At 67.1% G+C, this 24,976-nt stretch carries 25 protein-coding genes; 9 read left to right on the top strand and 16 right to left on the bottom strand.

Annotated elements, in window-relative coordinates:
- Positions 1-2: 2 nt before the first annotated feature.
- Together WKW77_RS15940 and xth are read right to left on the bottom strand one after the other, a co-directional pair.
- Positions 3-497, bottom strand: coding sequence for a hypothetical protein (locus tag WKW77_RS15940; RefSeq protein WP_340357828.1), 495 nt, complete (start codon positions 495-497; stop codon positions 3-5).
- Positions 494-1,273 (bottom strand): exodeoxyribonuclease III, encoded by a 780-nt coding sequence (xth, locus tag WKW77_RS15935; RefSeq protein ID WP_340357827.1) that lies wholly within the window; start codon positions 1,271-1,273, stop codon positions 494-496. The genes WKW77_RS15940 and xth overlap by 4 nt, the downstream gene beginning before the upstream one ends.
- Positions 1,274-1,447: 174 nt before the next feature.
- On the opposite strand from xth, the gene WKW77_RS15930 reads away from it, so the two are divergent.
- Positions 1,448-1,948, top strand: coding sequence for a pyridoxamine 5'-phosphate oxidase family protein (locus WKW77_RS15930; RefSeq protein WP_340357826.1), 501 nt, complete (start codon positions 1,448-1,450; stop codon positions 1,946-1,948).
- On the opposite strand, the gene WKW77_RS15925 is transcribed toward WKW77_RS15930, so the two are convergent.
- The 5 genes from WKW77_RS15925 to WKW77_RS15905 form a co-directional block, all read right to left on the bottom strand.
- Entirely contained in the window at positions 1,940-3,184 is a 1,245-nt protein-coding gene (locus WKW77_RS15925; RefSeq protein ID WP_422823200.1) for a UdgX family uracil-DNA binding protein, read from the bottom strand. The genes WKW77_RS15930 and WKW77_RS15925 overlap by 9 nt on opposite strands.
- 38 nt (positions 3,185-3,222) lie before the next feature.
- Positions 3,223-3,654 (bottom strand): dihydrofolate reductase, encoded by a 432-nt coding sequence (locus WKW77_RS15920; RefSeq protein WP_422823210.1) that lies wholly within the window; start codon positions 3,652-3,654, stop codon positions 3,223-3,225.
- Positions 3,655-3,724: 70 nt separating this feature from the next.
- A complete protein-coding gene (locus WKW77_RS15915) occupies positions 3,725-4,555 on the bottom strand; it encodes a thymidylate synthase (RefSeq protein ID WP_340357823.1) in 831 nt (276 codons plus the stop codon).
- A complete protein-coding gene (locus WKW77_RS15910; RefSeq protein WP_340357822.1) occupies positions 4,552-5,982 on the bottom strand; it encodes an FAD-binding oxidoreductase in 1,431 nt (476 codons plus the stop codon). Before WKW77_RS15910 ends, WKW77_RS15915 begins: the two co-directional genes overlap by 4 nt.
- Positions 5,979-6,383, bottom strand: coding sequence for a DUF2069 domain-containing protein (locus WKW77_RS15905; RefSeq protein WP_340357821.1), 405 nt, complete (start codon positions 6,381-6,383; stop codon positions 5,979-5,981). The genes WKW77_RS15910 and WKW77_RS15905 overlap by 4 nt, the downstream gene beginning before the upstream one ends.
- A 54-nt stretch (positions 6,384-6,437) precedes the next feature.
- Here WKW77_RS15905 and WKW77_RS15900 point away from each other — a divergent pair, with 54 nt between their 5' ends.
- Genes WKW77_RS15900 through WKW77_RS15890 form a run of 3 tightly spaced genes read left to right on the top strand, consistent with a single transcriptional unit; the run spans position 6,438 to position 8,763 of the window.
- Positions 6,438-7,655, top strand: a complete 1,218-nt coding sequence (locus tag WKW77_RS15900; RefSeq protein WP_340357820.1) for a YihY family inner membrane protein — start codon at positions 6,438-6,440, stop codon at positions 7,653-7,655.
- A gap of 46 nt (positions 7,656-7,701) precedes the next feature.
- Entirely contained in the window at positions 7,702-8,085 is a 384-nt protein-coding gene (locus tag WKW77_RS15895) for a thioredoxin family protein (RefSeq protein ID WP_340357819.1), read from the top strand.
- A gap of 12 nt (positions 8,086-8,097) precedes the next feature.
- Complete coding sequence (locus WKW77_RS15890; protein WP_340357818.1) at positions 8,098-8,763, top strand: NAD-dependent epimerase/dehydratase family protein; 666 nt, start codon at positions 8,098-8,100, stop codon at positions 8,761-8,763.
- On the opposite strand, the gene WKW77_RS15885 is transcribed toward WKW77_RS15890, so the two are convergent.
- Together WKW77_RS15885 and WKW77_RS15880 are read right to left on the bottom strand one after the other, a co-directional pair.
- Complete coding sequence (locus WKW77_RS15885; RefSeq protein WP_340357817.1) at positions 8,764-9,570, bottom strand: alpha/beta fold hydrolase; 807 nt, start codon at positions 9,568-9,570, stop codon at positions 8,764-8,766.
- Positions 9,570-10,880, bottom strand: coding sequence for an O-acetylhomoserine aminocarboxypropyltransferase (locus tag WKW77_RS15880; RefSeq protein WP_340357816.1), 1,311 nt, complete (start codon positions 10,878-10,880; stop codon positions 9,570-9,572). The genes WKW77_RS15885 and WKW77_RS15880 overlap by 1 nt, the downstream gene beginning before the upstream one ends.
- Positions 10,881-11,018: 138 nt before the next feature.
- On the opposite strand from WKW77_RS15880, the gene WKW77_RS15875 reads away from it, so the two are divergent.
- Positions 11,019-11,459 (top strand): CBS domain-containing protein, encoded by a 441-nt coding sequence (locus WKW77_RS15875; RefSeq protein ID WP_340357815.1) that lies wholly within the window; start codon positions 11,019-11,021, stop codon positions 11,457-11,459.
- A gap of 133 nt (positions 11,460-11,592) precedes the next feature.
- Here the strand turns inward: WKW77_RS15875 and WKW77_RS15870 are convergent, their stop codons facing one another.
- Together WKW77_RS15870 and add are read right to left on the bottom strand one after the other, a co-directional pair.
- Positions 11,593-12,579, bottom strand: coding sequence for a Bug family tripartite tricarboxylate transporter substrate binding protein (locus tag WKW77_RS15870; protein WP_340357814.1), 987 nt, complete (start codon positions 12,577-12,579; stop codon positions 11,593-11,595).
- Positions 12,576-13,667, bottom strand: coding sequence for an adenosine deaminase (add, locus tag WKW77_RS15865; RefSeq protein ID WP_340357813.1), 1,092 nt, complete (start codon positions 13,665-13,667; stop codon positions 12,576-12,578). Before add ends, WKW77_RS15870 begins: the two co-directional genes overlap by 4 nt.
- A gap of 67 nt (positions 13,668-13,734) precedes the next feature.
- Between add and WKW77_RS15860 the strand changes: the two genes are divergently transcribed.
- Complete coding sequence (locus tag WKW77_RS15860; protein ID WP_340357812.1) at positions 13,735-14,709, top strand: LysR family transcriptional regulator; 975 nt, start codon at positions 13,735-13,737, stop codon at positions 14,707-14,709.
- A gap of 61 nt (positions 14,710-14,770) precedes the next feature.
- On the opposite strand, the gene WKW77_RS15855 is transcribed toward WKW77_RS15860, so the two are convergent.
- Positions 14,771-15,988 (bottom strand): polyhydroxyalkanoate depolymerase, encoded by a 1,218-nt coding sequence (locus WKW77_RS15855; protein WP_340357811.1) that lies wholly within the window; start codon positions 15,986-15,988, stop codon positions 14,771-14,773.
- 114 nt (positions 15,989-16,102) lie between these two features.
- On the opposite strand from WKW77_RS15855, the gene WKW77_RS15850 reads away from it, so the two are divergent.
- The gene (locus WKW77_RS15850) at positions 16,103-16,759 is read left to right on the top strand and encodes a glutathione S-transferase (RefSeq protein WP_340357810.1); all 657 of its coding nucleotides are present in this window, start codon (positions 16,103-16,105) and stop codon (positions 16,757-16,759) included.
- 5 nt (positions 16,760-16,764) lie between these two features.
- On the opposite strand, the gene WKW77_RS15845 is transcribed toward WKW77_RS15850, so the two are convergent.
- Positions 16,765-17,118, bottom strand: a complete 354-nt coding sequence (locus WKW77_RS15845; protein ID WP_340357809.1) for a DOPA 4,5-dioxygenase family protein — start codon at positions 17,116-17,118, stop codon at positions 16,765-16,767.
- A 225-nt stretch (positions 17,119-17,343) separates the two neighbouring features.
- Here WKW77_RS15845 and WKW77_RS15840 point away from each other — a divergent pair, with 225 nt between their 5' ends.
- Entirely contained in the window at positions 17,344-18,438 is a 1,095-nt protein-coding gene (locus tag WKW77_RS15840; protein ID WP_340357808.1) for a PA0069 family radical SAM protein, read from the top strand.
- On the opposite strand, the gene WKW77_RS15835 is transcribed toward WKW77_RS15840, so the two are convergent.
- From WKW77_RS15835 to WKW77_RS15825, 3 genes are all read right to left on the bottom strand, one after another.
- The gene (locus WKW77_RS15835) at positions 18,389-19,846 is read right to left on the bottom strand and encodes an efflux transporter outer membrane subunit (protein ID WP_340357807.1); all 1,458 of its coding nucleotides are present in this window, start codon (positions 19,844-19,846) and stop codon (positions 18,389-18,391) included. The two genes, WKW77_RS15840 and WKW77_RS15835, sit on opposite strands and share 50 nt — an antisense overlap.
- 112 nt (positions 19,847-19,958) lie before the next feature.
- Entirely contained in the window at positions 19,959-21,167 is a 1,209-nt protein-coding gene (locus WKW77_RS15830) for an efflux RND transporter periplasmic adaptor subunit (RefSeq protein WP_340357806.1), read from the bottom strand.
- 4 nt (positions 21,168-21,171) lie between these two features.
- Complete coding sequence (locus WKW77_RS15825; protein ID WP_340357805.1) at positions 21,172-24,390, bottom strand: efflux RND transporter permease subunit; 3,219 nt, start codon at positions 24,388-24,390, stop codon at positions 21,172-21,174.
- Between the two features lie 78 nt (positions 24,391-24,468).
- On the opposite strand from WKW77_RS15825, the gene WKW77_RS15820 reads away from it, so the two are divergent.
- Positions 24,469-24,969, top strand: coding sequence for a gluconokinase (locus WKW77_RS15820; RefSeq protein ID WP_340357804.1), 501 nt, complete (start codon positions 24,469-24,471; stop codon positions 24,967-24,969).
- Positions 24,970-24,976: the final 7 nt, after the last annotated feature.

Below are 24,976 nucleotides of genomic sequence, written 5' to 3'. Positions count from 1 at the left end.
CTTCAGCGGCTGCGCTGGCCCTGCGTCAGCGTGTCGAGCTGGAACTGGCCGCCTCTGTCCCACAGCCAGGTGTCGACATAGGTGTGGGCGCCGATCTTGCCCGGGTTGGGGAGCGGCGAAGCCTGCTGGATCAGGTCCGCAATCATCGGCGGCACCTCGGGCGCGTGGCTCGGCGTGCGGCTGAAGTGCACACCGGTTACCTTGCCGCTCGCGTCGATGTCGGTCTCGGTCACGACCACCGCATACACGAGCGGCGGGATCTTGCCCTTGTAGATGCGCTTCGGATACGTCTTGTAGATGTGCTGCGCCCCGAGCTTGCGGTAGGCGCGCACCGCGGGCGTCTGGGCGGTAATGGTCCGGCCCGTGGTCTCCTCGACCGGCGCGCCGGGTGTAGCCGCGGCTTCCTTGGCGGCTTCGCTCTTGCGTTCCTGGATCGCCGAACATCCGGCAAGACCGATTGCAGCCGAAATAAGCGCAAGGGCGAGGGTGTGCTTCATGGTGCGAGCTCGAGAATCACCGGCGCATGGTCGCTTGGCTTTTCCCACTTGCGTGGCACGCGGTCGATCACGCAGCCTTTCACGCGGGGCACCAGCGGTTCGCTCACGAGGATGTGGTCGATGCGCAGGCCGCGGTTCTTCTGGTAGCCGAGCATGCGGTAGTCCCACCACGAGTAGCTCTTCTCAGGCTGTTCGAAGAGGCGGAAGCTGTCGGTCAGCCCGAGCTTGAGCAGATCCTTGAAATGGTTGCGTTCCTCGGTGGTGTGATGAATGGTTTCTGCGAGCCCGACCGGGTCGAAGCTGTCGCGGTCTTCGGGCGCGATGTTGAAATCGCCGAGCAGCACGAGATTCGGGTGGACCACGAGTTCCTGCCGGAGCCAGTCGCGCAGCGCCTCGAGCCACCTCATCTTGTAGGTGAACTTCTCGGTGCCCGGCGCCTGTCCGTTCACGAAGTAGCCGTTGACGACCCGCAGTTCACCCGAGGGTGTATCGAGCGTCGTGCTGATCACGCGCGAATGTTCATCGGTGAAGCCATCGATGTTCTTCACCACGTTGCGGGCCGGCTCGAGGCTGAGGATCGCGACGCCGTTGTAGGTCTTCTGCCCGAATACAGCAGCCTCGTAGCCCGCGGACCTCAGCACTTCCAGTGGGAACTTGTCGTCGCTCAGCTTGAGTTCCTGCAGGCACAGCACATCGACCGGATTGGCCGTCAGCCAGTCGAGCACATGCTGCAGGCGGGCGGTGAGGGAGTTGACGTTCCAGGTGGCAATGCGCATAGGTCGCGTGAGTAGCTGTTTGAAAGGATTCGAGTCAGCCGTCAATCGTACCCACTCGGCGCCCGCAGTCACAGCCCTGTCTGCACCTGCCTACAACATGAATGCGCGACCTTGCACATGAGTGGACCGGACGCCGTCACATCGTGGCCAGCCCTGCATCAATGGAGCCTGCAAATGGATGATGTAAGAACAAAGCTGTGGAAGCTGATCGAGAACACCCGATTCGGCATGCTGACCCATCGTCACGCCGACGGCCAACTGCACAGTCAGCCGCTGACGACGCAGAACGACGCGCTCGACGAAACCTCGACGCTGTACTTCTTCGTTGCGAAGGACGGCGAGATCGTGCGCCATCTCTCGTCGGACCCCCACGTGAACGTTGCCTACGCCAACGTCGATGACGACGACTACGTCTCCGTCTCCGGAAGCGCGGCAGTCAGCGAAGACATGGCGAAGAAGGAGGAACTCTTCAACACGGCCGCCAAGGCCTGGTTCCCGGGCGGCGCGTCCGACCCCAATCTGGCACTCCTTGCCGTTCGCATCCTGCATGCCGAATACTGGAAAGCGAAGGACAGCAAGATGGTGCAGCTCATCAAGATGGCCACTTCCGCCGTCACCGGTCACCCGCCGACCGGCATCAGTGAGCATCGCGACGTTCCCCTTCGTTCAACTTGACCGGCGCCGGGCGAACTCGCTCGCGTGCGCCAGGTCGTCGAGCCAGTCCGCATAGGCGCGGACTTGCTGCGCCGGGTCGGCACGAAGCAGCGCCGACGGATGCAGCGTCACGAGCACGCGCTCGCCACGCGGGCCGCGATGCCACTGGCCCCGCTCGCGCACGACTTCGACCGGCCGCCCCAGCAGTGCACGGGCCGCCGTGGCCCCGAGCGCGATGAACGCGCTGGGCTTGACCTGCGCAATTTCGCTTTCAAGCCAGTGCAGGCAGACCGCAGCTTCGCGCTGCCCGGGAGTCTTGTGGATGCGTCGCTTGCCGAGAAGTTCGTACTTGAAATGCTTGACCGCATTGGTGATCCAGAGGCGCTCGCGCGGCCAGCCGAGTTCCGCCATGGCGCGGTCGAACAATTGCCCGGCCGGACCGACGAAAGGCCGGCCGCGGAGGTCTTCCTGGTCACCCGGCTGTTCGCCCACGATCATCAGTGCGGCGTTGACGGGACCTTCGCCGAACACCGCCTGCGTTGCGTGCTCGCCGATGGGGCATTCGCGGCACCGGTCCGCACCCTCCTTGAGTTGCGACAGAGCTTCCCTCGGGTCCGATGAAAGCTGAAGCGGCATGGCAGTGCGAACGGCCAACGGCACGACTCGCCGATGTGGCGTGGTGGCCGGCGCATCGATCATGCGACCACTGCGTTCCAATGCGTCGGCGCAGAGCGAGCCGATGAGTTGCGCTTCAGGCAGATGGGGCCAATAGCGGCGTGGCATCTCCTTCTGCATCATCGCCAGCTTGAGCCGTGCAGGATTGAAGATGTGCCGGTAATAAGTGAGCCATAGTGCTTCGCCCGCATCGGATGGGGGTGCGGCCTGTTTGTCGGCGCCCGGGCCGAACTGCAATCTCTTCTTCTCCCAACCGACGCTGCGTTCGGGCGTGAGGATCGCCCAGCGCATCTGCGTGAAGCGGCGCACGAAGAATGGCGCCACGGCCTCGACGATGTGGTGCTCCGGCTCGAACCAGGCCACGTGCAGTAGGCCTTCGCCATCATCGGCCACGGTGCGGAAGCGAACGAATGCGGTCATCTTGTGCATGTCGCGTCGCACCGCCTGCGCCATCTGCTGTGCCTGCACCCGGTCGACATCGAGCGGATCGTGCCGCAGTGCGGGCTCGTGGGTGAGTCGCCACAGCAGTCGATAGAGTCGGCCGAAGCGGCCCGGGTCGTTGTGCAGTTGCCCGTCCAGCACCGACTGCCGAACGGTCGGCGCGACTTGCGCGCAGGTTCTCAGCGGCGCTCGAGGATCACGAAGCTGAAGGGAATGCCGTTGGCGGCCACATGCGATTCGCGCGCGACTTCGTGCCAAGCGCCGCCAAATCTTGGGGCGAAAGCGTCGCCCTCGTAGTCGCGCGCAATCTCCGTGATGAAGGCGCGCTGCGCGATCGGCTCTGCTTCCGCGTAGATCTGGGCTCCGCCGATCACCCAGGCTTCGGGCGATGCGTCGCGCTCGCAGATCGAGAGGGCTTCTTGCAGGCTCGACACCCGCTCGGCGCCATCGGCCTGCCAGTCCGGCTGACGGGTGATGACGAGGTTGCGCCGGCCGGGCAGCGGACGAAAGCGCGGCGGCAGCGAGTCCCAGGTCTTGCGGCCCATGATGACCGGGGCGCCGGCGGTCTGCCGCTTGAAGTGCGCCATGTCCTCGGGCAGGTGCCAGGGCATCACGCCCTTCAGGCCGATCACGCCGTTGGCGGCGTGCGCGAGGATGAGATTGATGCGCGTCGTCACGGCGTCACACGGCGACCGGCGCCTTGATGGCGTCGTGATGCTGGTAGTCGACCACTTCGAAGTCCTCGTACGCGTAGTCGAAGATCGATTTCGGCTTGCGCTTGATCACCAGCGTGGGATAAGGGTAGGGCGTGCGGCTGAGCTGCAGAGCCACCTGTTCGGCGTGATTGCTGTAGATGTGGCAATCACCGCCCGTCCAGATGAAATCGCCCACGTCGAGATCGCACTGCTGCGCAATCATGTGCGTGAGCAGCGCATAGCTGGCGATGTTGAAGGGAACGCCGAGGAAGATGTCCGCGCTGCGCTGGTAGAGCTGGCAACTCAGCTTGCCGCGCTCGCCCGGCGCCTGCGGCGGCGCGACGTAGAACTGGAAGAACGCATGGCAGGGCATCAGCGCCATCTTCGAGAGTTCCGCCACGTTCCATGCGCTCACGATGATGCGCCGCGAGTCAGGGTTGCTGCGCAGCGTGTCGATCACCTGCTGGATCTGGTCGATATGGCCGCCGTCCGGCGTCGGCCAGCTTCGCCACTGCACGCCGTAGACCGGGCCGAGATCGCCGTCCGCACGGGCCCATTCGTCCCAGATCGTGACGCCGCGCTCGCGCAGCCAGTTGTTGTTGCTCGAACCGGTGAGGAACCACAGCAGTTCCTGGATGATGGAGCGCAGGTGCACCTTCTTGGTGGTCACGAGCGGGAAGCCTTCGCTCAGGTCGAAGCGCATCTGGTAGCCGAACACGCTCTTGGTGCCGGTGCCGGTGCGGTCGCCTTTCTGCACGCCGGTCGTATCGACGTGGCGCATGAAGTCTTCGTATTGCGAGCGGATGGGATGGTTCATTGAGCGGTCTCCGGGCGGATCACCCGCCCCGGATTCAGGATGTTCTGCGGATCGAGTCCGCGTTTGATGGCGCGCATCATCGCGAGCGCGACGGGCGACTTGTGCTTCTCGAGCTTCTCGACCTTGAGCGAACCCACGCCGTGTTCGGCGGAGAACGAGCCTTCGAATTTCTCGACCTCGTCGTAGACCAGCGTGTTGATGCGGTCTTCATGCTCGCGCAGGAAGGCTCGGTTGTCGCCGCCCGCCGGCGCCTGCACGTTGTAGTGCAGATTTCCGTCGCCGAGGTGTCCGAAGTTGACCAGGCGCACGCCGGGGATCTCGCGCTGCAGCAGCGCATCGGTCTCGGCCACGAAGGACGGAATGCGCGACACCGCGATGGAGATGTCGTGCTTGATGTTGAGCCCTTCCTCGGCCTGCGCGAGCGGAATGCTTTCGCGCACATGCCACAGCTGGTGCGCCTGCGTGAGGTTCTCGGCGACGACCGCATCGGTCACGCAACCGGCCTCGAAGGCGGTTTCAAGCAAGGCCTCGAAGCGCGCTCGGGCGTGGTCTTCCGATTCGTTGTCGGAGTTCTCCAGCAGCACGCAGTAAGGCACCTCTTCTTCATCGATGAAGGGCACGCGCAGCGTGGGGAAGTGCTTGGCGACGAGGCCGAGCGCAAACTTTCCCATGACCTCGAAGCCGGTGAGCCCCGCGCCCAGGCGCTTGTGCGCGAGGCCGAGCAGCGTCACCGCGTGATCGAGCGACGGCACGGCCGCCCAAGCCGTGAGCTGCGCGGCCGGCAGCGGATAGAGCTTCATCGTCGCGGCCGTGATGATGCCGAGCGTGCCTTCGCTGCCGACGATCAGGTCGCGCAGGTCATAGCCGGTGTTGTCCTTGCGCAGGCCGCTGGTGCCTTCCCAGATGTCGCCCTGCGGCGTGACCACTTCGAGCCCGAGGCACAGGTCGCGCGCATTGCCGTAGCGCACGACCTGCGTGCCACCCGCGTTGGTCGCAAGGTTGCCGCCGATGGTGCAGCTGCCTTCGGCCGCGAGGCTCAGAGGAAAGAGGAAGCCCGCATTGCGAGCCGCTTCCTGCAGCGTCTGGAGCACGCAGCCCGCCTCGACGGTGACGGTGAGATTCGCCGCATCGATGCCGCGGATCGTGTTCATTCGCTGCAGGCTCAGGAGAACCTGCGTGCCGCTGTCGTCGGGAATCGAGCCGACCGCAAGGCCCGTGTTGCCGCCCTGGGGAACGATGGCGGTGCCTGCTTCCGCGCAGGCCTTCACCACCTCGGCCACCTGCTGCGTATTGCCGGGCCGCACGACCGCGAGCGCCTTGCCGCGCGAGCGCTTGCGCCAGTCCTGCTCCCAGGCGGTGAGGTCGCCGTCGGTGAGGACGTTCGCCGCGCCCACGATGCCGCGCAGCTTCTCGATCAGGACGCTCATTGCGTCGCTCCTTCCAGTCTTCGCGCCTGCGCCGCATTGCGCAGCCGCAGCCGCACATGCCAGGCGCAGGCAATGAAAAGCGCCAGGCACAGCACGACCTGGATCAGCGCCAGCACCTGGCTCACGCCGTTGATGTCGCTCCAGGCGCGCACCACGCCCTCGGTGAAATAGAGCCAGACCAGCAGGCTGACCCAGCGATAGGTGTACATCCGGTTCTTCAGCAGGCCCGCGAGCGGCACCACCAGCGGAAGCACCTTGAGCGCGAGCCACGAGCCGCCCGGCCGCAAGGGTGCCAGCCAGAGTTCCCAGGCCAGCCCGAGCGCGATCAGCCCGGCGAGGCTGCCGACGGCCAGCCAGCGACTGGCGGAAACGGAGGCGGAAGGGTTGGCGGGGGCGGTCACGAATGCAGAAAAATCCGGCTGGGGGAACGCCGCGGCGGCGAAATACCCGATGGCATGATACCGGCCATGAATCGCCGGCAGCTCTGGAGGGACCTTTCGCACTTTCCCTGGCGGAACACGGCCGTGGTGCTCCGCGAGCGCTTCCGCGAGGACCGCCTCGGCCTGACGGCAAGCAGCCTGACCTTCACGACCACCATCGCGATGGTGCCGTTCTTCACGGTGGCGCTGGCCCTGTTCACCGTGTTCCCGATCTTCTCCAAGATGCAGGGCCGGCTGCAGCGCTGGCTGATCGAAAGCCTGATCCCCGACAACATCGCGCGCCAGGTGCTCGGCTACCTGAACCAGTTCGCGAACAAGGCCAGCGGGCTGGGCGTGGCCGGCCTGGTCGTGCTGCTGGTCACGGCGGTGGCGCTGATCCTGACCATGGACAAGACGCTGAACAACATCTGGCGCGTGCGCACGCCCAGGCCGTTCCCGCAGCGGGTGCTGGTCTACTGGGCCGCAATCACGCTCGGGCCGCTGGTGCTGGCCCTGAGCCTGAGCACCACCGCCTCCTTCCTCGCCGCCTCGCGCGAAGTGTTCGGCGGCGCCATCGTCAAGCTGCTGCTCGACAGCTTCGAGTTCGTGCTGCTGGCCGGCGGCATGGCGTGCCTCTATCACTATGTGCCGAATACGCACGTCAAGTGGTCGCATGCCTGGACCGGCGGGTTCTTCGTCGCCGCGGCGATCGAGATTTCGAAGCGGGTGCTCGGCTACTACCTGAGCCTCGTGCCGACCTATTCGGTGATGTATGGCGCGTTCGCGACGGTGCCGATCCTGCTGATCTGGACCTACGTGGCGTGGCTGATCGTGCTGTTCGGCGCGGTGATCGCGGCCTATCTGCCCAGCCTGCTGACCGGCGTCGCGCGACGGGGCGGCGCGGCAGGCTGGCCCCTGCAACTGGCGGTCGAAGTGTTGCAGCATCTTTCGGCTGCGAAGACGACGACGGCCAAGGGGCTCGGTGCCGGCGCGCTGGTGGCGCACATGCGGGTGGATGCCCTCCAGCTCGCACCGGTGCTCGAAACCCTGGTCGCGATCGACTGGATCGCGCCGATCGCCGAGGAGCCCGACAACGAGGATCCGCGTTACGTGCTGCTCGCCGATCCGGTGACCACCACGCTCGAGCCGCTCCTGAAGGAACTGCTCATGCCGCAGGCGCCGCCGCTGGAGAACCTCTGGCGCAAAGGCCCTTTGGATACGCTGCTGCTGCAGGACCTGCTGGTCTATCGATAATGGCGGCGGATTTCCATCCCAACCTCTTCATCGACCGGGCCTGGCCTTGACCGACTTCTCCACCTCTGCAGCTCCTGTTCCGGCCGACGATCCGCTGTGGGTCGTCTGCCTGTGCGCCGAATGGTGCGGCTCGTGCCGCGAGTATCGGCCGCTCTTCGAGCAGGTGGCGCGGTCGCATCCCCAGTTCCGGTTTGCCTGGGTGGACATCGAGGACCACGCCGAACTGGCCGACGACTTCGATGTCGAGACCTTCCCGACGATGCTGATCGCCAACGGCGACGGCACGCGTTTCCTCGGACCGCTGCTGCCGCACGCCGAGACGCTGTCGCGCATGCTGACGGCGCTGCAGCCCGCGCAGGCTTCGGCGCCGGAGGTGCGGACCCTGCTCGCCGCGCTCGAGCGCGAGCCTGATACCTTTGCGGTCGCTTGAGGTGAGGCGCCGATGAGGATCATTCTCTTCGGCGCAACCGGCATGGTGGGCCAGGGCGTCCTGCGCGAGTGCCTCGTCGATGGCGATGTGACCCGGGTGCTCTGCGTGGGCCGAAGGCCCAGCGGCGAACAGCATCCCAAGCTGCACGAGCTGGTGATGTCCGATCTCTACGACTACTCGGCGGCCCTGGACCAGCTCAGGGACTACGACGCCTGCTTCTTCTGCCTCGGCGTGTCGTCGGTCGGCATGAAGGAGGACGACTATCGCCGCGTCACCTACGACCTCACGCTCGCGGCGGGACGCGCACTGGCGCGAGTCAATCCGCAGATGACCTTCATCTATGTCTCGGGCTCCGGGACCGACAGCACCGAGCGCGGCTCGGTGATGTGGGCGCGCGTCAAGGGCGCGACCGAGAACGCGCTGATGCGACTTCCCTTCAGGGCGGCGTACATGTTCCGGCCCGGCTTCATCGAGCCGATGCACGGTGTGCGGTCCAAGACGGCGCTCTATCAGGCGGCCTACGTGATCGCCAGGCCGGTCTTCGGTCTGCTTCAGCGCTGGGCGCCCGATCGGGTCACGACCAGCGTGAAGGTCGGCCGCGCGATGCTCATGGCGGCCAAGCGCGGCGCACCGATGCCGCTGGTCGAGGTGCCCGACATCAACAGGCTGGGCGGCTGATCAGCTCTTCAGGAATGCGCCGAGTGCGAAGAGCACCTCGTCCGGCGCTTCGGTCATCAGCGCGTGTCCGGCGTCGACCGTCACGACCTTCGCGTGCGCGGCCTTCGAGGTCAGCGTGCGGGTTGCGCGGGGCGGCGTCATCTGGTCGGCCGCACCGAGAAGGAACAGCGTCGGACACTGCACCTTCGCCATCGCGGCCTCGCCGTTCGCATAGTCGTTGCACGCCTTGAAGCCGATGTGGAAGACGTTCGCGTTCAGATTGCTCGCGAGCACGCGGCGCATGAGCGCGCGCGAGCCGCCATAGAGCCAGGTGCCCGGCCCGAGGGAGGAGGGCGGCGGCGCCAGCAGCGAATGCGAGAAGGTGTTGACCATCGAGATCGCGCGCTGCGGGTCATTGAGCGCGCCGTCGAGCAGCGCCGGCGACACCGTCATCGGATAGGCGGTGCCTACCAGCGCGAGGTGCGTCACGCGCTCCGGCGATCGCGCGGCGGTCTCCAGCGCAATCAGCGAGCCGAAGCTATGCCCGACCAGCGCCGCCTTCTGCACGCCGGCTGCGTCGAGCAGCGCAACGACGAATGCCGCTGCTTCTTCGACCGTCGCGGGCGGCGGGCCTTCGCTCTTGCAGTGGCCGGGCAGGTCCACCGCGAGCACGTTCCAGCCATGGTTGGCGAACCATCGGCTTTGAAGGATCCATACGCTGTGGTCGTTCAGCACGCCGTGGATGAAGACGACGGTCGGCTTGGCGCTGTCGAGCGTCTTGCCGCCGGTGTAGCAATAAGTGGCGTGGCCGTTGACGTCGAGCAGCATCACGCACCTGCCTTTTCCGCGGCCTTGAGAGCTCGCTTGAGATCGTCGATGAGGTCGGCCGGGTCTTCCAGCCCGATCGACAGCCGGATCGTGCCCTGCGAAATGCCTGCGCCCGCCAACGCTTCGTCGCTCATGCGGAAGTGCGTCGTGCTCGCCGGGTGAATCACGAGGCTGCGGCAGTCGCCGACGTTCGCGAGGTGGCTGAACAGCCGCAGCGCCTCGATGAACTTCTTGCCCTGCTCGCGATTGCCCTTGAGATCGAAACTGAAGACCGACCCCGCGCCCTTCGCGCCGTGCCTGAGCAGCCGGTTCGCGAGCGCATGGCTCGGATGCGATTCGAGCAGCGGATGGCCGACGTGCGCCACGAACGGATGGCTGGCGAGGAACTCGACCACCTTCTGCGTGTTGTCGATGTGCCGCTCCATGCGCAGCGGCAGCGTCTCGATGCCTTGCAGGATCAGCCACGCGGTGTGCGGACTCATCGATGCGCCGAAGTCCCGCAGCCCCTCGCGCCGTGCACGCAGCAGGAAGGCGCCCACGGTGCTTTCCTCGCTGAAGACCATGTTGTGGAAGCCGTCGTAGGCCTCGGTCAGCTCCGCGAACTTGCCGGAGCGCTCCCAGTCGAAGTTGCCCGAATCGACCACGATGCCGCCGATCACGGTGCCGTGGCCCGACAGGAACTTGGTGGCCGAGTGATAGACGAGGTCGGCGCCCCAGTCGAAGGGCTTGATGAGATAGGGCGAAGTCAGTGTCGAATCGACCAGCAGCGGCACCCTGGCCGCATGCGCGATTTCGCTCACCGCCGGGATGTCGAGCACGTCGAGGCCCGGGTTGCCCACCGTTTCGCCGAACAGCAGCTTGGTGTCGGGCCGGATCGCGGCGCGCCACCCGTCGAGGTCGCCCGGCTTGACGAAGGTGGTCTCGATGCCGAAGCGCCGCATCGTGTAGTGCAGCAGGTTCTGCGAGCCGCCGTAGAGCGCGGTGCTGGCGACGATGTGCGAGCCCGCGCCCATCAGCGTCGCGATCGACAGGTGCAGCGCGGCCTGCCCGCTTGCGGTGGCGATCGCGCCGATGCCGCCTTCGAGCGCCGACACGCGTTGTTCCAGCACCGCGTTGGTCGGATTGCTGATGCGCGAATACACGTGCCCCGCGCGTTCCAGGTTGAAGAGCGCCGCCGCGTGGTCGCTCGACTCGAAGACGAACGAGGTGGTCAGGTGGATCGGCACCGCGCGCGCGCCGGTGGCGGGGTCGGGCGCCGCGCCCGCGTGCAGGGCCAGCGTGTCGAAGCCGGGGTCGGAATAGCCGGGCATGAGGACCTTTCGGATGAGCGTGTCTGCAAAGGCCCGTTACGCGCGCAATCCCTGCGATGCCGACGTGGCCTGTGGATGGGTGGCCATTGTGGGCTATATTCAAATCGGCACGCCGCCAACCAAGAGAGGAGCAACACGATGAAGGTCAGCGACATCCTGCGAGTCAAGGGAAACACGCTGTTTACGATCACCCCCGATCAACCCCTGGCCGAAGCGGTCGGCACCATGGCCGACAACGACATCGGCTCGCTCGTCGTGATGGAGCACGGTGACCTGGTCGGCATGCTGACCTTCCGCGAAGTGATCCTTGCCATCGTGGGCAACGGCGGTCAGGTCGGCGGGACGCTGGTGCGCAAGGCCATGGACGACCATCCGGTGACCTGCACGCTCGAGACCGATCTCGACGAGATCCGGCGCATCATGCTGGAGCGCCATGCGCGCTACATGCCCGTGATGGACAAGCGCATGCTCATGGGTGTGATCAGCTTCTACGACGTCGCGAAGGCGGTGGTCGACAGCCAGAACTTCGAGAACAAGATGCTCAAGGCCTATATCCGCGACTGGCCCGAAGAGACTTGACTCGCCCCCAGGCTTGCTCACTTCGTGTAGCCGCCAACCCCCTACCGGGGGCAACACCAGTGGCCCGGCGGAGCCGGTTCCACGGTGTTTCGCGAACGGGCCTCGCTTTGCGGGGCCCTTGTTTTTTCGGGGGCTACTCCTTGATGTTGGCGGACTGGACGATCTTCTGGTTGCGGGCGTATTCGGTGCGCACGAACTGGCCCAGTTCTTCGGCGGAGCCGCTGCCGGGGACGGCGCCCTGTTCCTGGAGCTTGGCGCGGATCTCGGGGTCCTTGAGGACGGCGTTGAGATCCTGGTTGAGCCGGCTGACGATTGCCGGCGGCGTCGCGGCCGGGGCGAAGATGCCGGTCCAACTCACCATCGAATAGCCCTTGAGGCCGGGCATCTCGTTGAAGGTCGGGGTGTCCGGCAGGGCGTCGAGGCGCTTTTCGCTCGTGACGCCGAGCGGCCTGAGACGGTTGGCGCCCACGTGTGGAATGGCGCTGGTGCTGACCAGCATCGCGAGGTCGACCTGGTTGCCGATCACGTCGGTGGCGATCTGTGCGCCGCCGCGGTAGGGCACGTGGGTCACGTAGATGCCGGTACGCTCCTTCAGCAGTTCCATCGCGAGATGGAGGACGGTGCCCACGCCGGAGGTCGCGTAGTTGTATTTGCCGGGCGAGGCCTTCGCGAGCTTGACGAAGTCGGCGAAATTCTTCACCGGCAGTCCGGGGCGCGCAACCAGGACCATCGGCGCGGTGTTCAGCATGCCCACCGGGGCGAGGTCCTTGAGCGGGTCGAACTTGAAGGCGCCGGGGTTGATGAGCCGGCCGATCGCGATGGCGCTGTCGGGGCCGGCGACCAGCGTGTAGCCGTCCGGCGCGGCGTTGACCGCCTTGGCCACGCCGATCGCGCCGCCCGCGCCGGAGACGTTCTCGATGACGATCGTCTGCTTCAGCCGCTCGCCGAGCTTGGTCGCCACCAGACGCGCATTGAAGTCCACGCTGCCGCCGGCCGAGTAGGGAACGATCAGCGTGATCGGCTTCGCGGACGGCCAGGCGGCCTGCGCGAGCGCTGCGCCGGGCAGTGCAGCGACCAGCATCGAGGCGAGGAGAAGGGGCTTGCGGATGAGCTTGTTCATGGGGTGGGAGAGGTCAGGTCTTGCGGGAGCCGCGCGCGCAGTGCTTCGAATTCGCCCGTCCATTGCGCGCGCCACTGGCGGCGAAGCGAATCGTCGATCCAGGCGCCGTCGAGGCCGTTGTGCATGAAGCCGCGCAGGTCGTCTAGGCTGAAGCCGAAGTCCCGGATCATCATGTGCCACGCCTGCGTGGGCGTGACCTTGTGCAGGGTCGGGTCGTCGGTGTTCGGATGGATGCGCAGGCCGAGGCCGGGCATGCGGCGGATCGGGTGGTCGAGCGCCCAGCGCTCCGGCGGCAGCGTGCGCAGGTAGTAGGAGTTGGTCGGCACCACGGTGAAGATCACGCCGCGCTCCGCGCATTCGCGTGCGAAGTCGGGCTGGTCGACCACCGTGTAGCCATGGTCGATGCGGTCGACCTGGAGCAGGTCGAGTGCGGTGCGCACGTTGGTCCACGGCATGCCGAATTCGCCGGCATGCGCAGTCGTCTTGAGGCCGGCGCGGCGCGCTTCGGCGTAGGCCTGCTGGAAGAGTTCGGGCGGGCGGTCGTTCTCGCGGTAGTCGATGCCGATGCCGATGACTTCATCGCGCCGGTGGTCGATCACCCAACGGACCATCTCGACGGCGGCCTCGGGACTGGCTTCGCGGTCGATCGCGGCGATCAGGCGGCCGGCGATGCCATGCGCCCGTTCGGCGTCGTGGATCGCGCACGCGATCGCATCCTGCGCCTGGCGATAGTCGATGCCGGATTCGTGCACCGTGCCGGTCGGGTTCCAGAAGAACTCGGCGTAGCGCACGTTGTGGGCCGCCGCGTCTTCCAGGTATTCGAAGGTGAGCCGATGGAGGTCGTCGGCGCTGCGCACCAGTTGCGCATCGAGCGCGCGCAGCACGCGAAGCACGCCGACGGGCTTCTCGCCACGCGTGTAGAAGGCTTCGATCTCGTCGTCCGGCAGCGGGTGGCCGGCGTGCCGGTTGAGGTCGATGAAGGTGTTCTTCCGCACCGTGCCGAACAGGTGGCAGTGCAGTTCGACCTTCGGAATCGCGTGGAGGAACGATTCCAGGGGCGATGCCGAATTGGCTGCGGGTTGTGTCATGGGGCGCAGTCTAGGGATGACGCCGCGATAAGGAAAATTTTGAATTTCTATAATTTGATTCAACCAAATGATGGCTAATCCGCAGCTTTCCTCCTCCCTGCGTGCGCTCACCTTGCGCCAGTTGCGGTTCTTTTCGGTGCTGGTGGAAGAGGGTCAGTTCGGGCGCGCCGCGAAGCGGCTGTCCATCACGCAGCCCGCGCTCAGCAATGCGATCAAGCAGATGGAGAAGCTGCTCGGCGCCGAGCTGCTGACGCGTTCCACGCACCGTCTCGAACTCACGCCGCTGGGCGCCGAGGTGCTCGCGCGCACGGATTTCCTGGTCAATACCTTCGACGTGGCGCTGCGCGACATCGAGCAGACGGTGCAGCGAGGGCGGGCATTCGTGCGCATCGGCGTCATCCCGTCCGCGAGCGGCCGGGTCGCGGCGGCGGTCGGCGACTTCCTGCAGGGCGACGCGTCGCGCCAGGTGGAATTCGCCTGGCGCGACGCGCCGTCGAACACCTTGCTGGCCGAGGTGCGCAGCGGGCAGCTCGACATGGCGGTGGCCGCCATCACCGAGCCGCCGGGCGGCCTCGTCTGCGTGGACCTGTTCCGCGATCCACTGGTGCTGGTGGTGCGGCGCGACCACGCGCTCGCGCAGGCGGGCGAGGCGGACTGGGAGGCCATCGGCGGCGAGCGGCTCGTGCTGTTCGAAAGCGGCAGCATGCCCGCGCTCGGCGATCCGGCGCGTGCCCAGTTCGCGCAGGGCGCGGAACCGTATCGCGTGAGCTACTCGGAGACGCTCTACGCGCTGGTGCGCGGCGGCCTCGCGCTGGGCCTGATGCCGAAGCTCTACACCTCTTCGCTGCGCGACGACGCACTGGTGGTGCTGCCGCTTCGCAAGCCCCATATCGAGCGGCGGGTGGTACTGGTGCATCTTCCGGGGCCGATGCGCAATGTGATGGCAGAAGCGCTGATCGCGCACCTGCGGCAAAGCCTGCCGTCGCCCGCCGACAGCCTGGCGCCCCGGCGCTTCCGTCCGCCGCGCAAGCGCGGTGCATGAGCAGCCGGGCCGCCCGAAGGCGAATACCGCAGCGCTGCTGCGCGGGTGTTACCCAATGAACTCAGTGCAGTTCGGCCGCGGTGTGGATGGTTTCGCGCACGCGCGGGTAGATCTGCGCGTTCCATTTGCTGCCGCTGAACACGCCGTAGTGACCGACGCCGGCCTGCAGGTGATGAGTCTTGAGATAGGGGCGCACGCCGGTGCAGAGATCCTGCGCGGCGACCGTCTGTCCCACCGAGCAGATGTCGTCGCGCTCGCCTTCGACCGTCAGCAACGCGGTGCGTCGGATGGCAGCGGGGTTGATCGTCCGCGCGCCGACGGTGAGCTTGCCGCGCGGCAGGTCGTAGGTCTGGAACACGCGCTCGACGGTCTCCAGATAGAACTCGGCCGGGAGGTCGTTGACCGCGAGGTACTCGTCGTAGAAGGTGCGAATCGTGTCGGCCTGTTCGATCTCGCCATCCACCAGATGCCGGTAGAGCTTGGCGAACTGCTGCTTGTGGCGGTCGGGGTTCATGCTCATGAAGGCGCCGAGCTGCAGGAAGCCCGGGTACACGCGCCGCATCATGCCGGCATGCGGCCACGGCACATGGCTGATCAGGTTGCGCTCGAACCAGGCGATGGAACGGTCGGTCGCCAGCTTGTTCACGGTGGTCGGATTGACCCGGCAGTCGACCGGGCCCGCCATCAGCGTGAGGCTTCTCGGTGCGGCCGGGTTGTCGTCCTCGGCCATCAGCGCGGTGGCGGCCAGCGCCGCGACGCAAGGCTGGCAGACCGCCACCATGTGCACGCCCGGGCCGATCGCCTCGAGGAAATCGATGATCCGCAGCGTGTAGTCGTCCAGGCCGAAGCCGCCGTGCCAGATCGGCACATCGCGCGCGTTGTGCCAGTCGGTCACGTACACGTCGTGGTCGCGCAGGAGCGTGCGCACGGTTTCGCGCAGCAGCGTCGCGAAATGGCCCGACAGTGGTGCAGCCAGCAGCACCGGCGGATGCACCGCATTGGACTCTTTGCGGAAGTGCAGCAGCGTGCCGAAGGGGGTCACCAGGGCGGCTTCTTCATGCACCGGGACTTCCTCGCCGTCGACCCCCACGCTTTCGATCCCGTAGGGGGGCCGGGTGTGCGTGAGCCGGATGCGCGAGTAGACCTCCATGGCCGAGGCGAAGCGGCGGGCCAGGCTGCGGTCAGCCTTGTCGCGCCACAGCGCCTTGCCGAGGTATTGCGCCGCGAGACGCGAGGGCGAGAGGAGGTCGGCTTGGGATTGATAAGCCCGGTACAGCATGGATGAGCCGCAGGCAAGTTGCGGGCCAAGCCTGCGGCCGCGACGCACCGGCGCACCTTTCTGGCACAGGGCTTGCACGACCGCAGCGCCGATCCGGCGGACCAGGAGCGATGCATGGCCAAACCCGTACTCACCATCAGCAGCAAGAACTATGGCGCGTGGTCGCTGCGCGGCTGGCTGATGTGCAAGCTCGCGGGCCTGGAATTCAGCGAGAAGATCATCCCGCCCGACGACCCGGCGATGAAGGCCGAGATGCTGCTGCTGTCGGCATCCATGCTGGTGCCGTCGCTGCAACACGGCGGCATCAAGGTCTGGGACACGCTCGCGATCGGCGAATACCTGAGCGAGATCAAGCCCAAGGCCGGCCTGCTGCCCGCCGACGCCAAGGCGCGCGCGCACTGCCGGGCGATCTGCGGCGAGATGCATTCGGGCTTCTCGTCGATGCGAGGCTCGCTGCCGATGAACGTCAAGGCGCGCTTCCCGGGCTTCAAGATCTGGTCGCGTGCGCAGGCGGACATCGACCGCATCGTCGCGATCTGGCGCGAATGCCTGTCGACCTACGGCGGGCCGTTCCTTTTCGGCGAGACGCCCTGCCTGGCGGACGCCATGTACGCGCCGGTCGTCACGCGCTTCGTTACCTACGACGTGTCGCTGGACAAGGCCTGCACCGCGTACTGCAAGCGCATCCTCGAACTGCCCGCGATGCAGGAATGGATCAGGTCCGCCAAGGCCGAGCCGGACGAGATCGACGAGCTCGACGCCGAGTTCTGAACCGCTCAGGCCGGCTTGCGGAACATGCTCAGGTCGAGCGTGGATTCGTTGCCCAGCCACATCGCGTGCGCGGTGTGGTCGAGGTAGTCGTCGCCCGTCACGCCGTGCACGAAGACGTCGAGGCCGTTGCGACGCGCATCGAGCCATTCGATGACCTCGTCGAACTCCGCCGCGTCGAAGGCGATCTGGCAGCTCCAGTGCGGATGCGGGCCGACGAGCTTTTCATGCACCCGGCCGACCACCACGAGCAGGCTGTGGCCCGCATCCTGCGCGAGCTGCCGTGCCTGCGCGACGGTGTCGGGGCCGAAGTAGATGTGGGCGTGGTACTGCGGGTAGAGGTTTTCGGGGCGGCGTGGCATCTGGGGGTCCAGGAAAGAAGGGCGGCGTGGCGATCATCCCGCGGATGAACGGCACGCTCAAGCAGCTCAAGGTCGACCTCTTCGGGGCCGACCGGACCCCGAGCCAAGGACCCGCATGCCGGAGTTCCTCCAGCGAAGACGCCCGCGAGGCTGAAACAAGCGGTTGCTGCAGCCGGGGCGGAATGATGAAATACTGTGTATTCATCCAGTAATCGACCCGCCGCCATGCCCGATGCCTTCATCCCCATCCACGCGCTCAAAGGCCGGGGCGCCGCCACGCGTCTCGCGCACCGATTCGAGCGCGACAGCCGCAGCGCCTTCGATGACGGCTGGGGCACGCTCGAAGAAGGCGAGGCCGAAGCCGACGGGCTGCCGCCGCTCCCCACCGAGGTCCGCTTCGAGGACGCGAAATCGGTGCTCAGCCACAACGACTCGCCGGACGTCTCGTTCGATACCTCGTTGAACCCGTACAGGGGCTGTGAACACGGCTGCATCTACTGCTTTGCCCGACCCACGCACAGCTACCTCAACCTCTCGCCCGGCCTCGATTTCGAGACCAAGCTGATCGCCAAGCGCAACGTCGCGGAACTGTTGCGGGCCGAACTGGGCCGCAAGAGCTACAAGCCCAGCCCGATCATCATCGGCACCGCGACCGACTGCTACCAGCCGATCGAGCGCGAGTTGCGACTCACACGATCGGTGATCGAAGTCTTGAAGGAAGCACGCCATCCCTTCGGCATCATCACCAAGTCCAGCGCGGTCGAGCACGACCTCGACCTGATCGCGCCGATGGCGGCCGAGCATCTCGCGGCGGTGTACGTGACCATCACCACGCTGGACGGCGAACTCGCGCGCAAGCTCGAACCGCGCGCCGCCGCACCGCATCGCCGGCTGCGCACATTGCGCACGCTGGCCGAGGCGGGCGTGCCGGTCGGCGTCAGCGTCGGGCCGCAGATCCCCTTCGTCAACGAAGACATGGAGCAGGTGCTCGAAGCCGCCTGGGACGCCGGCGCGCGCAGCGCCTTCTACACGGTGATCCGCCTGCCGTGGGAAGTCGCGCCCCTCTTCAAGCAATGGCTCGAACTGCACTATCCGCAGCGCGCGGGCCGCATCATGGAGCGCATCCGAGAGATGCGGGGCGGCAAGGACTACGACGCGGATTTCGCCACGCGCATGAAGGGCAGCGGCGTCTGGGCCGACCTGATCCGCCAGCGCTTCGAGAAAGCGACGAAGCGCATCGGCTTTTCGAACGACCGCACGCCGCTGGACCTCAGCGCGTTCCGGCCACCTGGCGCAGTGGGGCAGGGCAGCCTGTTCTAGCGTCTGCGGCGGTGCTGCGGGGCAGGGCGCCGCACCAGTCGCCGCCGAGCGCCTTGACGAGGAACACCGAGGTCTGCATGCGCTGGCCGTTGATCTGCGCCGCCTGCCGCTCGGTGGTGAGCAGCGCCTGCTGCGCGGTGATCACGTCGAGAAAGGTCGAGGCGCCGCCCTGGTAGCGGCCGGCCGCCATTTCGAGCACGCGGCGCGAGCTCTCGACCGCCGTCTGCGCCTGCGCCGATGCGCGATCGAGCGAGGCGAGGCCCGTGATGCCGTCCTCCGCTTCCTGGAAGGCCGTGAGGACGACGCGCTTGTAGCTGGCCACGGTGGCGTCGTAGCCCGCCTTGGTGAAGTCCACGTTCGCGCGGATGCGGCCGCCATCGAAGATCGTCTGCGTGGCGGTCACGCCGAGCGACCACAGCAGGCTCTGCGAATCGAACAGGCTGGACAGCATGCGGCTGTCCACGCCGATCGACGGGAGCAGCATGACGCTCGGATAGAAAGCGGCGCTCGCCACGCCGATCTGTGCGTTGGCGGCGGCCATCGCGCGCTCTGCGGAGGCCACATCGGGCCGCCGCTCCAGCGCTTCAGACGGAATGCCGATCGGAATTGCCGGCGGCACGAGCGGCTTGACGTCGGCCGCGACCGTGAACGACGGCGCGGGCGTGCCGGTCAGCGTCGCGAGCGCGTGCTCGTACTGCGAGCGCTGCTTCCTGAGGAGGTCGACCTGCGCCAGCGTGTTGTCGAGCAGCGCCTGCTGCTGCGCCACGTCGAGCCCGGAGACCGCGCCGAGATCATGTCGATCGGTCACGAACTGGAGCGCGCGCCGCTGCAGTTCGATGGAGCGTGCGAGCACGTCGAGCTCGATGTCGCTCGAGCGCAGGCTGAAGTACGCCGAGGCGACGTCGGTCGTCAGCAGCAGCCGCGTGTTTTCCAGGTCGGCGGCCGACTGCGCAGCAGAGGCGGTTGCAGCTTCGACGGAGCGCCGCACGCGGCCGGCGAGGTCGAGCTCATACGCGGCGGTGAGGTTCAACGCGAAGTCGTTCTGCACCGTCGAATAGTTGGGTGCCGCGTAGTTGGTGAGCGGGCGGTTCGCCGAGATCTCGAAACGCTGCGCGCGTGCGCCAACGCCCACTTGCGGATAGCGGCCGGCATTGGCGCCCGCGAGCGTCGCGCGCGCCTGCGCGAGCCGGGCGCCCGCGAGGTCCAGCGTGGGGCTGTTGGCGAGCGCCTTCTGCTGCAGCGCATCCAGTTGCGGATCGCCGAAGCGCAGCCACCACGGGCCCTTGTCGTCGGCGTCGCCCGGCGCGGCCTGCTGCCAGGGCGCCTCGAGCTGCCAGCTCACCGGGATGTCGACGGGCGGTGCCTTGTAGTCCGGCCCTGCGGCGCAGCCGGCCAGCAGCGCGGCCATGGCCCACGAAGCCAAGGCACCCGCGGAACCGGCTTTGCCGGGCCGCTGGGTGTGCCCCCTCGGAGGGGTGTCAGAGCCACACGAAGTGGGCGAGGCGGGGGGTGGGCTCATTTCAAGCAGACTCCTTCGCGATCACCACGACGTCGCCGTCGGCGAGCGAATCGGAAGGATTGAGTACCAGCCGGTCGGCCGGGCCGAGACCGTCGATCACCTCGACCGTCTCGCCGTAGTTGCGGCCCAGCGTGACGCCGCGCAGCTTCACTTTCCCTTGCGCATCCACCACTGCGACGCGCGTGCCTTCGGCGCGGAACAGCAGCGCGTTCGCCGGGATCGTCAGCGACTGGCTCGCGGCCATCGGCAGCGACACCTGCACGTAGGCGCCGGGCAGCAGCGTGCCCTCCTTGTTCGGCAGCGAGACTTCGACCTGCATCATTCGCGTGGCGGTGTCGATCGCACCGGAGGTCCGCGCGACCTCGCCCTTGAAGGTCTGGCCGCGGAGTTCGGATTGCGTGACCACGACCGGCTGCCCAGGTTTCACGAGCTGCGCATAGGCCTGCGGGACGTTGATATACACGCGCAGCGGATCGGTCTGTGCGAGCAGGAACAGCGCACGCCCGCTGCCGGCATCGATGAGGTCGCCCACATCGACATTGCGGCGCGTGATCACGCCCGAGAACGGCGCGACCACGCGCTTGAATCCTTCGGTCTGCCTGAGCCGCTGTACGTTGGCATCGGCGGCCGCGAGGTTGGCGGTGGCCTGCGCGAGCGCGCTGCGGCGTTCGTCGAGGTCCTGCTGCGAGACCACGTCCTTCTGGCGCAGGTTTTCCCAGCGCGCGACCGTGCTCTTGGCGAGTTCGAGGCTCGATGCGGTCTGCTGCCGGGCCGCGATGGCCTGCGAGAGCTGCTGGTCGATCTCCGGCGTGTCGAGTTCGGCAAGCAGTTCGCCCTTCTCGACGTGGCTGCCGATGTCCTTGGTCCAGCGCTTGAGGTAGCCACTCGCGCGCGCCGAGATCGGTGACTGCACATAGCCCTGCAGCGTGCCCGGCAGCGCGAGCGTCTGGCCGGCGGCGGGCGTCTGGGGCAGGGCGGTCTTCACGTACTGCACGGCGCGTTCGGCGGTGCCGGTTTCGAGCGCGCGCGCATTCGTCATGCGCACGAACACCGTGCGCGCCCCGCCGGCGACGAGCACCGCAAGGACGATCCAGACGGCGATGCGCGTGCGGCGCACGATCTGCCGCCGCTTGAGCAGTTCGTGATGCTCACCGTCGTTGTCGACGGCGATCGGATGGATGGCCAATGCCGCGTGGCGTTGCTCCGTCATGGGGTCAGGTCTCCAGGGGCTGCGCCCCGAGCGAGGAAGATGTCGTGGTGGCGCTGGCCGACTTGCCTGCATGGCGGTGGGCCCGGCGGCTGTGGATGTCGGCGAAGACCGCCGGTACGAAGAAGAGGGTCGAGACCGTCGCGAACAGCAGCCCGCCGATGACCGCGCGGCCCAGCGGTGCGTTCTGCTCGGCACCTTCGCCGAGGCCCAGCGCCATCGGGATCATGCCGATGATCATCGCCAGCGCGGTCATCAGCACCGGGCGGATCCGCGTTGCGCCCGCTTCGAGCGCGGCCGACAGCGGCGGCGCGCCGGCCGCGAGCCGCTCGCGCGCGAAGGCCACCAGCAGGATGGAGTTCGCGGTGGCGACGCCCATCGTCATGATCGCGCCGGTCAGCGCCGGCACGCTCAGCGTGGTGCCGGTGATGAACAGCATCCACGCGATGCCGGCCAGCGCCGCGGGCAGCGCGGTGATGATGATGGCGGCATCGAGCCACGACTGGAAGGTGACCACGATCAACAGATAGACGAGCACGATCGCCATGGCAAGCCCGACGCCGAGGCCGATGAAGGACGACTGCATCGTCTGCACCTGCCCGCGGATCGCGACCTGGCTGCCGCGCGGGAGCGTCGGGCGCATCTCGTCGACCAGCGCCTGCACTTTCGAAGCCACGCTGGCAAGGTCGGTGCCCTGCACGCTCACATAGACGTCGACCACCGGCTGGATGTTGTAGCGCGAGACGATGGCCTGTTGCCGCCCCGCCTGCGCGTCCACCAGGTTGCCGAGCAGCTGCGGCGCGCCGCCGACCGCAGCGTTCGCGCCGGTGCCTACCGGAATGTTGAGCAGCGAGTCGAGTGAATCCACGGCGTACTGCGGCGACTGCACCGCGATGTTGTAGACCACGCCGTTTTGCGGATTCAGCCAGAACGCCGGCGCGGTCTGCGAGCTGCCCGAGAGCGCGATCAGCACGTTCTGCCCGACGTTCGATGCGGTGAGGCCGAACTGCTGCAGCCTCGTGCGGTCCATCTGCAGGTTGAGGCCGGGGCCGTCGAGCCGCTGGTGCACGTGGGCATCGACCGCGCCGGGAATCTGCCGGATCTTCTTGGTCAGCTCGGCCGCGCGGGCCGCGTTGGCGTAGACGTCGTTGCCGCTGAACTGCACGTCGATCGCCGCGGGCAGGCCGAAGTTGAGGATCTGCGTGACGATGTCCGCCGGCTGGAAGAAGAACTCGGTGCCGGGGAAGCGCCTGGGCAACTCCGCCCGCAGCAGCGAGACGAACTCCTCGGTCGGCCGGTGGCCTTCGCGCAGCGACAGCAGGATTTCGCCGTCCAGCGTCCCGATGGTGCCCGCGTTGCTGTACGAGAGGTTGATCCCGCTGTTGGGCACGCCGAGGTTGTCGAGGATGGTTTCGAGCTGGTCCTTCGGCACGAGCTCGCGGATGGCGGCTTCGACCTGGTCCGCGAGCCGGGCCGTTTCCTCGATGCGGGTGCCGGTCGGCGCGCGCATGTGCAGGCGGATCTGGCCGGCATCCACGTTCGGGAAGAAGTCGCGGCCCAGCACCGGGAAGAGCGCGCAGGACAGCACGCAGAAGCCCAGGAACAGCGCGATGAAGCGTCCACGCCGCGACAGCACCGCCGATAGCACGAGCGTGTAGCCGCGCCGCACGCGCTCGAAGCGGCGGTCGAAGTTGCGGTAGGCGCGCTGCAGCAGGCTCGGCCTGGCACCCGCGGCGGCCTTCGCATGCGCGCCGCCCATCAGCAGCATGACCAGCGTCGGCACCAGCGTGCGCGACAGCAGGTACGACGCGGCCATCGCGAACACCACCGCCATCGCGAGCGGCACGAACAGGAACTTCGCCACGCCCGAGAGGAAGAACATCGGCACGAACACGATGCAGATGCACAGCGTGGAGACGAAGGCGGCGTTGCCGATCTCGCCGGCGCCGATCAGGATCGCCTCGTTCAGCTCGGTGCCCATGTGCAGGTGGCGCTCGATGTTCTCGATGGTCACGATCGCCTGGTCCACCAGGATGCCGACCGACAGCGCGAGCCCGCCCAGCGTCATGAGGTTGAGCGTCTGCCCGAGCGCGTAGAGCGCCAGGATCGACGCGAGGATCGACAGCGGAATCGTCAGCGCGATGATCAGCGTGCTGCGCCAGTTGCCCAGGAAGAGCAGGACCATCGCCGCAGTGAGCGCAGCGGCGATCACCGCCTCGAACACCACGCCCTGCACCGCGGCCTTGACGAACACCGACTGGTCGAAGAGCGGCGTGATCTTGATGTCCTGCGGCATGCTCTGCGCGGCCACCGGCAGCAGCTTGTGCAGGTCCGAGACGATGTCCAGCGTGGAGGCACCGCCGTTCTTGAGCACCGACAGCAGCACGCCGCGCACGCCGTCCTGGCGCACCACGTTGGTCTGCGGGGAGAAGCCGTCGCGCACGTACGCCACGTCGCGCAGGTAGGTGGTGGCGCCTCCGGCGGTGCGCACCGGCAGGTCGTTGAGCCCGGCGATGGCCTCGGGCGAGCCATTCATGCGCACGCTGTACTCGGTGGCGCCGAACTTGGCGGTGCCCGAGGGCAGGATCAGGTTCTGCACGTTGATCGCGTTGACCACGTCCGCCGGCGACAGCCCGCGCGCCTGCATCGCCTGCGTGTCGAGGTCGACCGAGATCAGCCGGTTCTTGCCGCCATAGGGAAAGGGCACCGCGGTGCCGGGCACCGTGATGAGCTGCGGCCGCAGTTGGTTGATCGCGGCGTCGAACAGCGCGTTTTCAGGCCGTGTCGGGCTCGAGAGCGCGAGCTGGATCACCGGGATGCTCGATGCCGAATACTTGATGACCAGCGGCGGCGTGATGCCAGGCGGCAGTTGCCGCACCTGCGTCTGCATCGAGGCGACCACCTGCGCGATCGCGGTTTCGATGCTGGCGGTCGGCTGGAAGAACACCTTGATCACCGTCACGCCCGAGAGCGACTGCGATTCGATGTGCTCGATGTCGCTCACCGTCGTGGTGAGGCTGCGCTCGGTCTGCCCGGCGATACGCTGGCCCATCTCCTGCGCCGGCAGGCCGCCGTAGTTCCAGATGATGCTGATCACCGGAATGTTGATCTCCGGGAAGATGTCGGTGGCCATCCGCATCAGCACGAACGGGGTCGCCAGCACGATCAGCATCGCCATGACGATGAAGGTGTACGGGCGACGCAACGACAGTGGTACCAGCGACACGATCTGTTACTTTCGTTGTAGAAGGGCGCCATGATAGGCAGAGATCGAAAGACAATGCCGGCGATGCAAGAGCTTTACATGGCTGAAACAGGAGCCCGCTGGCTGGTGGTCATGGGCGTGTCGGGATGCGGCAAATCGAGCCTCGGCGCGGCGCTCGCGCGGGAATTCGGCCTGCCGCTGATCGAAGGCGACGACTTCCACGCGCCCGAAAGCATTCGCAAGATGCGCGCCGGGGTCGCGCTGACCGATGCGGATCGCGCGGGCTGGCTGTCCCGGCTCGGCCAGGAACTCGCCGCTCACGACAAGGGTGCGGTGCTGACCTGCTCGGCGCTCAAGCGCGACTACCGCGACCGGCTGCGCGCCGCGCGGCCGGGGCTGCGCTTCGTCTTCATGGCGCTGTCCCGCGAGGAGGCGCAGCGCCGCGTCGCCGAGCGGGCCGCGGTTCACATGTTTCCGGCCAGCCTCGTCGCCAACCAGTTCGCGACGCTGGAGTCGCCGGTCGGCGAGCCCGGCGTGCTGGAGGTGGATGCCACGGCACCGCTGGAACGACTCGCGGCGCAGGTGCGGGACTGGGCCTGAAGGCTGG

The sequence above is a fragment of the Variovorax ureilyticus genome, from assembly GCF_037889935.1.
Classification (GTDB): domain Bacteria; phylum Pseudomonadota; class Gammaproteobacteria; order Burkholderiales; family Burkholderiaceae_C; genus Variovorax; species Variovorax ureilyticus.
Note: the sequence above shows the minus strand (reverse complement) of the source record. Positions and strands in the feature narration are given on the sequence as shown.

Bases quoted from the DNA above. Each gene is read 5' to 3' on its own strand.
- WKW77_RS15940 (WP_340357828.1), bottom strand. From the start codon at position 497: ATGAAGCACACCCTCGCCCTTGCGCTTATTTCGGCTGCAATCGGTCTT.
- xth (WP_340357827.1), bottom strand. From the start codon at position 1,273: ATGCGCATTGCCACCTGGAACGTCAACTCCCTCACCGCCCGCCTGCAG.
- WKW77_RS15930 (WP_340357826.1), top strand. From the start codon at position 1,448: ATGGATGATGTAAGAACAAAGCTGTGGAAGCTGATCGAGAACACCCGA.
- WKW77_RS15920 (WP_422823210.1), bottom strand. From the start codon at position 3,654: ATGCCCTGGCACCTGCCCGAGGACATGGCGCACTTCAAGCGGCAGACC.
- WKW77_RS15915 (WP_340357823.1), bottom strand. From the start codon at position 4,555: ATGAACCATCCCATCCGCTCGCAATACGAAGACTTCATGCGCCACGTC.
- WKW77_RS15910 (WP_340357822.1), bottom strand. From the start codon at position 5,982: ATGAGCGTCCTGATCGAGAAGCTGCGCGGCATCGTGGGCGCGGCGAAC.
- WKW77_RS15900 (WP_340357820.1), top strand. From the start codon at position 6,438: ATGATACCGGCCATGAATCGCCGGCAGCTCTGGAGGGACCTTTCGCAC.
- WKW77_RS15890 (WP_340357818.1), top strand. From the start codon at position 8,098: ATGAGGATCATTCTCTTCGGCGCAACCGGCATGGTGGGCCAGGGCGTC.
- WKW77_RS15885 (WP_340357817.1), bottom strand. From the start codon at position 9,570: ATGCTGCTCGACGTCAACGGCCACGCCACTTATTGCTACACCGGCGGC.
- WKW77_RS15880 (WP_340357816.1), bottom strand. From the start codon at position 10,880: ATGCCCGGCTATTCCGACCCCGGCTTCGACACGCTGGCCCTGCACGCG.
- WKW77_RS15875 (WP_340357815.1), top strand. From the start codon at position 11,019: ATGAAGGTCAGCGACATCCTGCGAGTCAAGGGAAACACGCTGTTTACG.
- WKW77_RS15870 (WP_340357814.1), bottom strand. From the start codon at position 12,579: ATGAACAAGCTCATCCGCAAGCCCCTTCTCCTCGCCTCGATGCTGGTC.
- add (WP_340357813.1), bottom strand. From the start codon at position 13,667: ATGACACAACCCGCAGCCAATTCGGCATCGCCCCTGGAATCGTTCCTC.
- WKW77_RS15860 (WP_340357812.1), top strand. From the start codon at position 13,735: ATGATGGCTAATCCGCAGCTTTCCTCCTCCCTGCGTGCGCTCACCTTG.
- WKW77_RS15855 (WP_340357811.1), bottom strand. From the start codon at position 15,988: ATGCTGTACCGGGCTTATCAATCCCAAGCCGACCTCCTCTCGCCCTCG.
- WKW77_RS15850 (WP_340357810.1), top strand. From the start codon at position 16,103: ATGGCCAAACCCGTACTCACCATCAGCAGCAAGAACTATGGCGCGTGG.
- WKW77_RS15845 (WP_340357809.1), bottom strand. From the start codon at position 17,118: ATGCCACGCCGCCCCGAAAACCTCTACCCGCAGTACCACGCCCACATC.
- WKW77_RS15840 (WP_340357808.1), top strand. From the start codon at position 17,344: ATGCCCGATGCCTTCATCCCCATCCACGCGCTCAAAGGCCGGGGCGCC.
- WKW77_RS15835 (WP_340357807.1), bottom strand. From the start codon at position 19,846: ATGGCCGCGCTGCTGGCCGGCTGCGCCGCAGGGCCGGACTACAAGGCA.
- WKW77_RS15830 (WP_340357806.1), bottom strand. From the start codon at position 21,167: ATGACGGAGCAACGCCACGCGGCATTGGCCATCCATCCGATCGCCGTC.
- WKW77_RS15820 (WP_340357804.1), top strand. From the start codon at position 24,469: ATGGCTGAAACAGGAGCCCGCTGGCTGGTGGTCATGGGCGTGTCGGGA.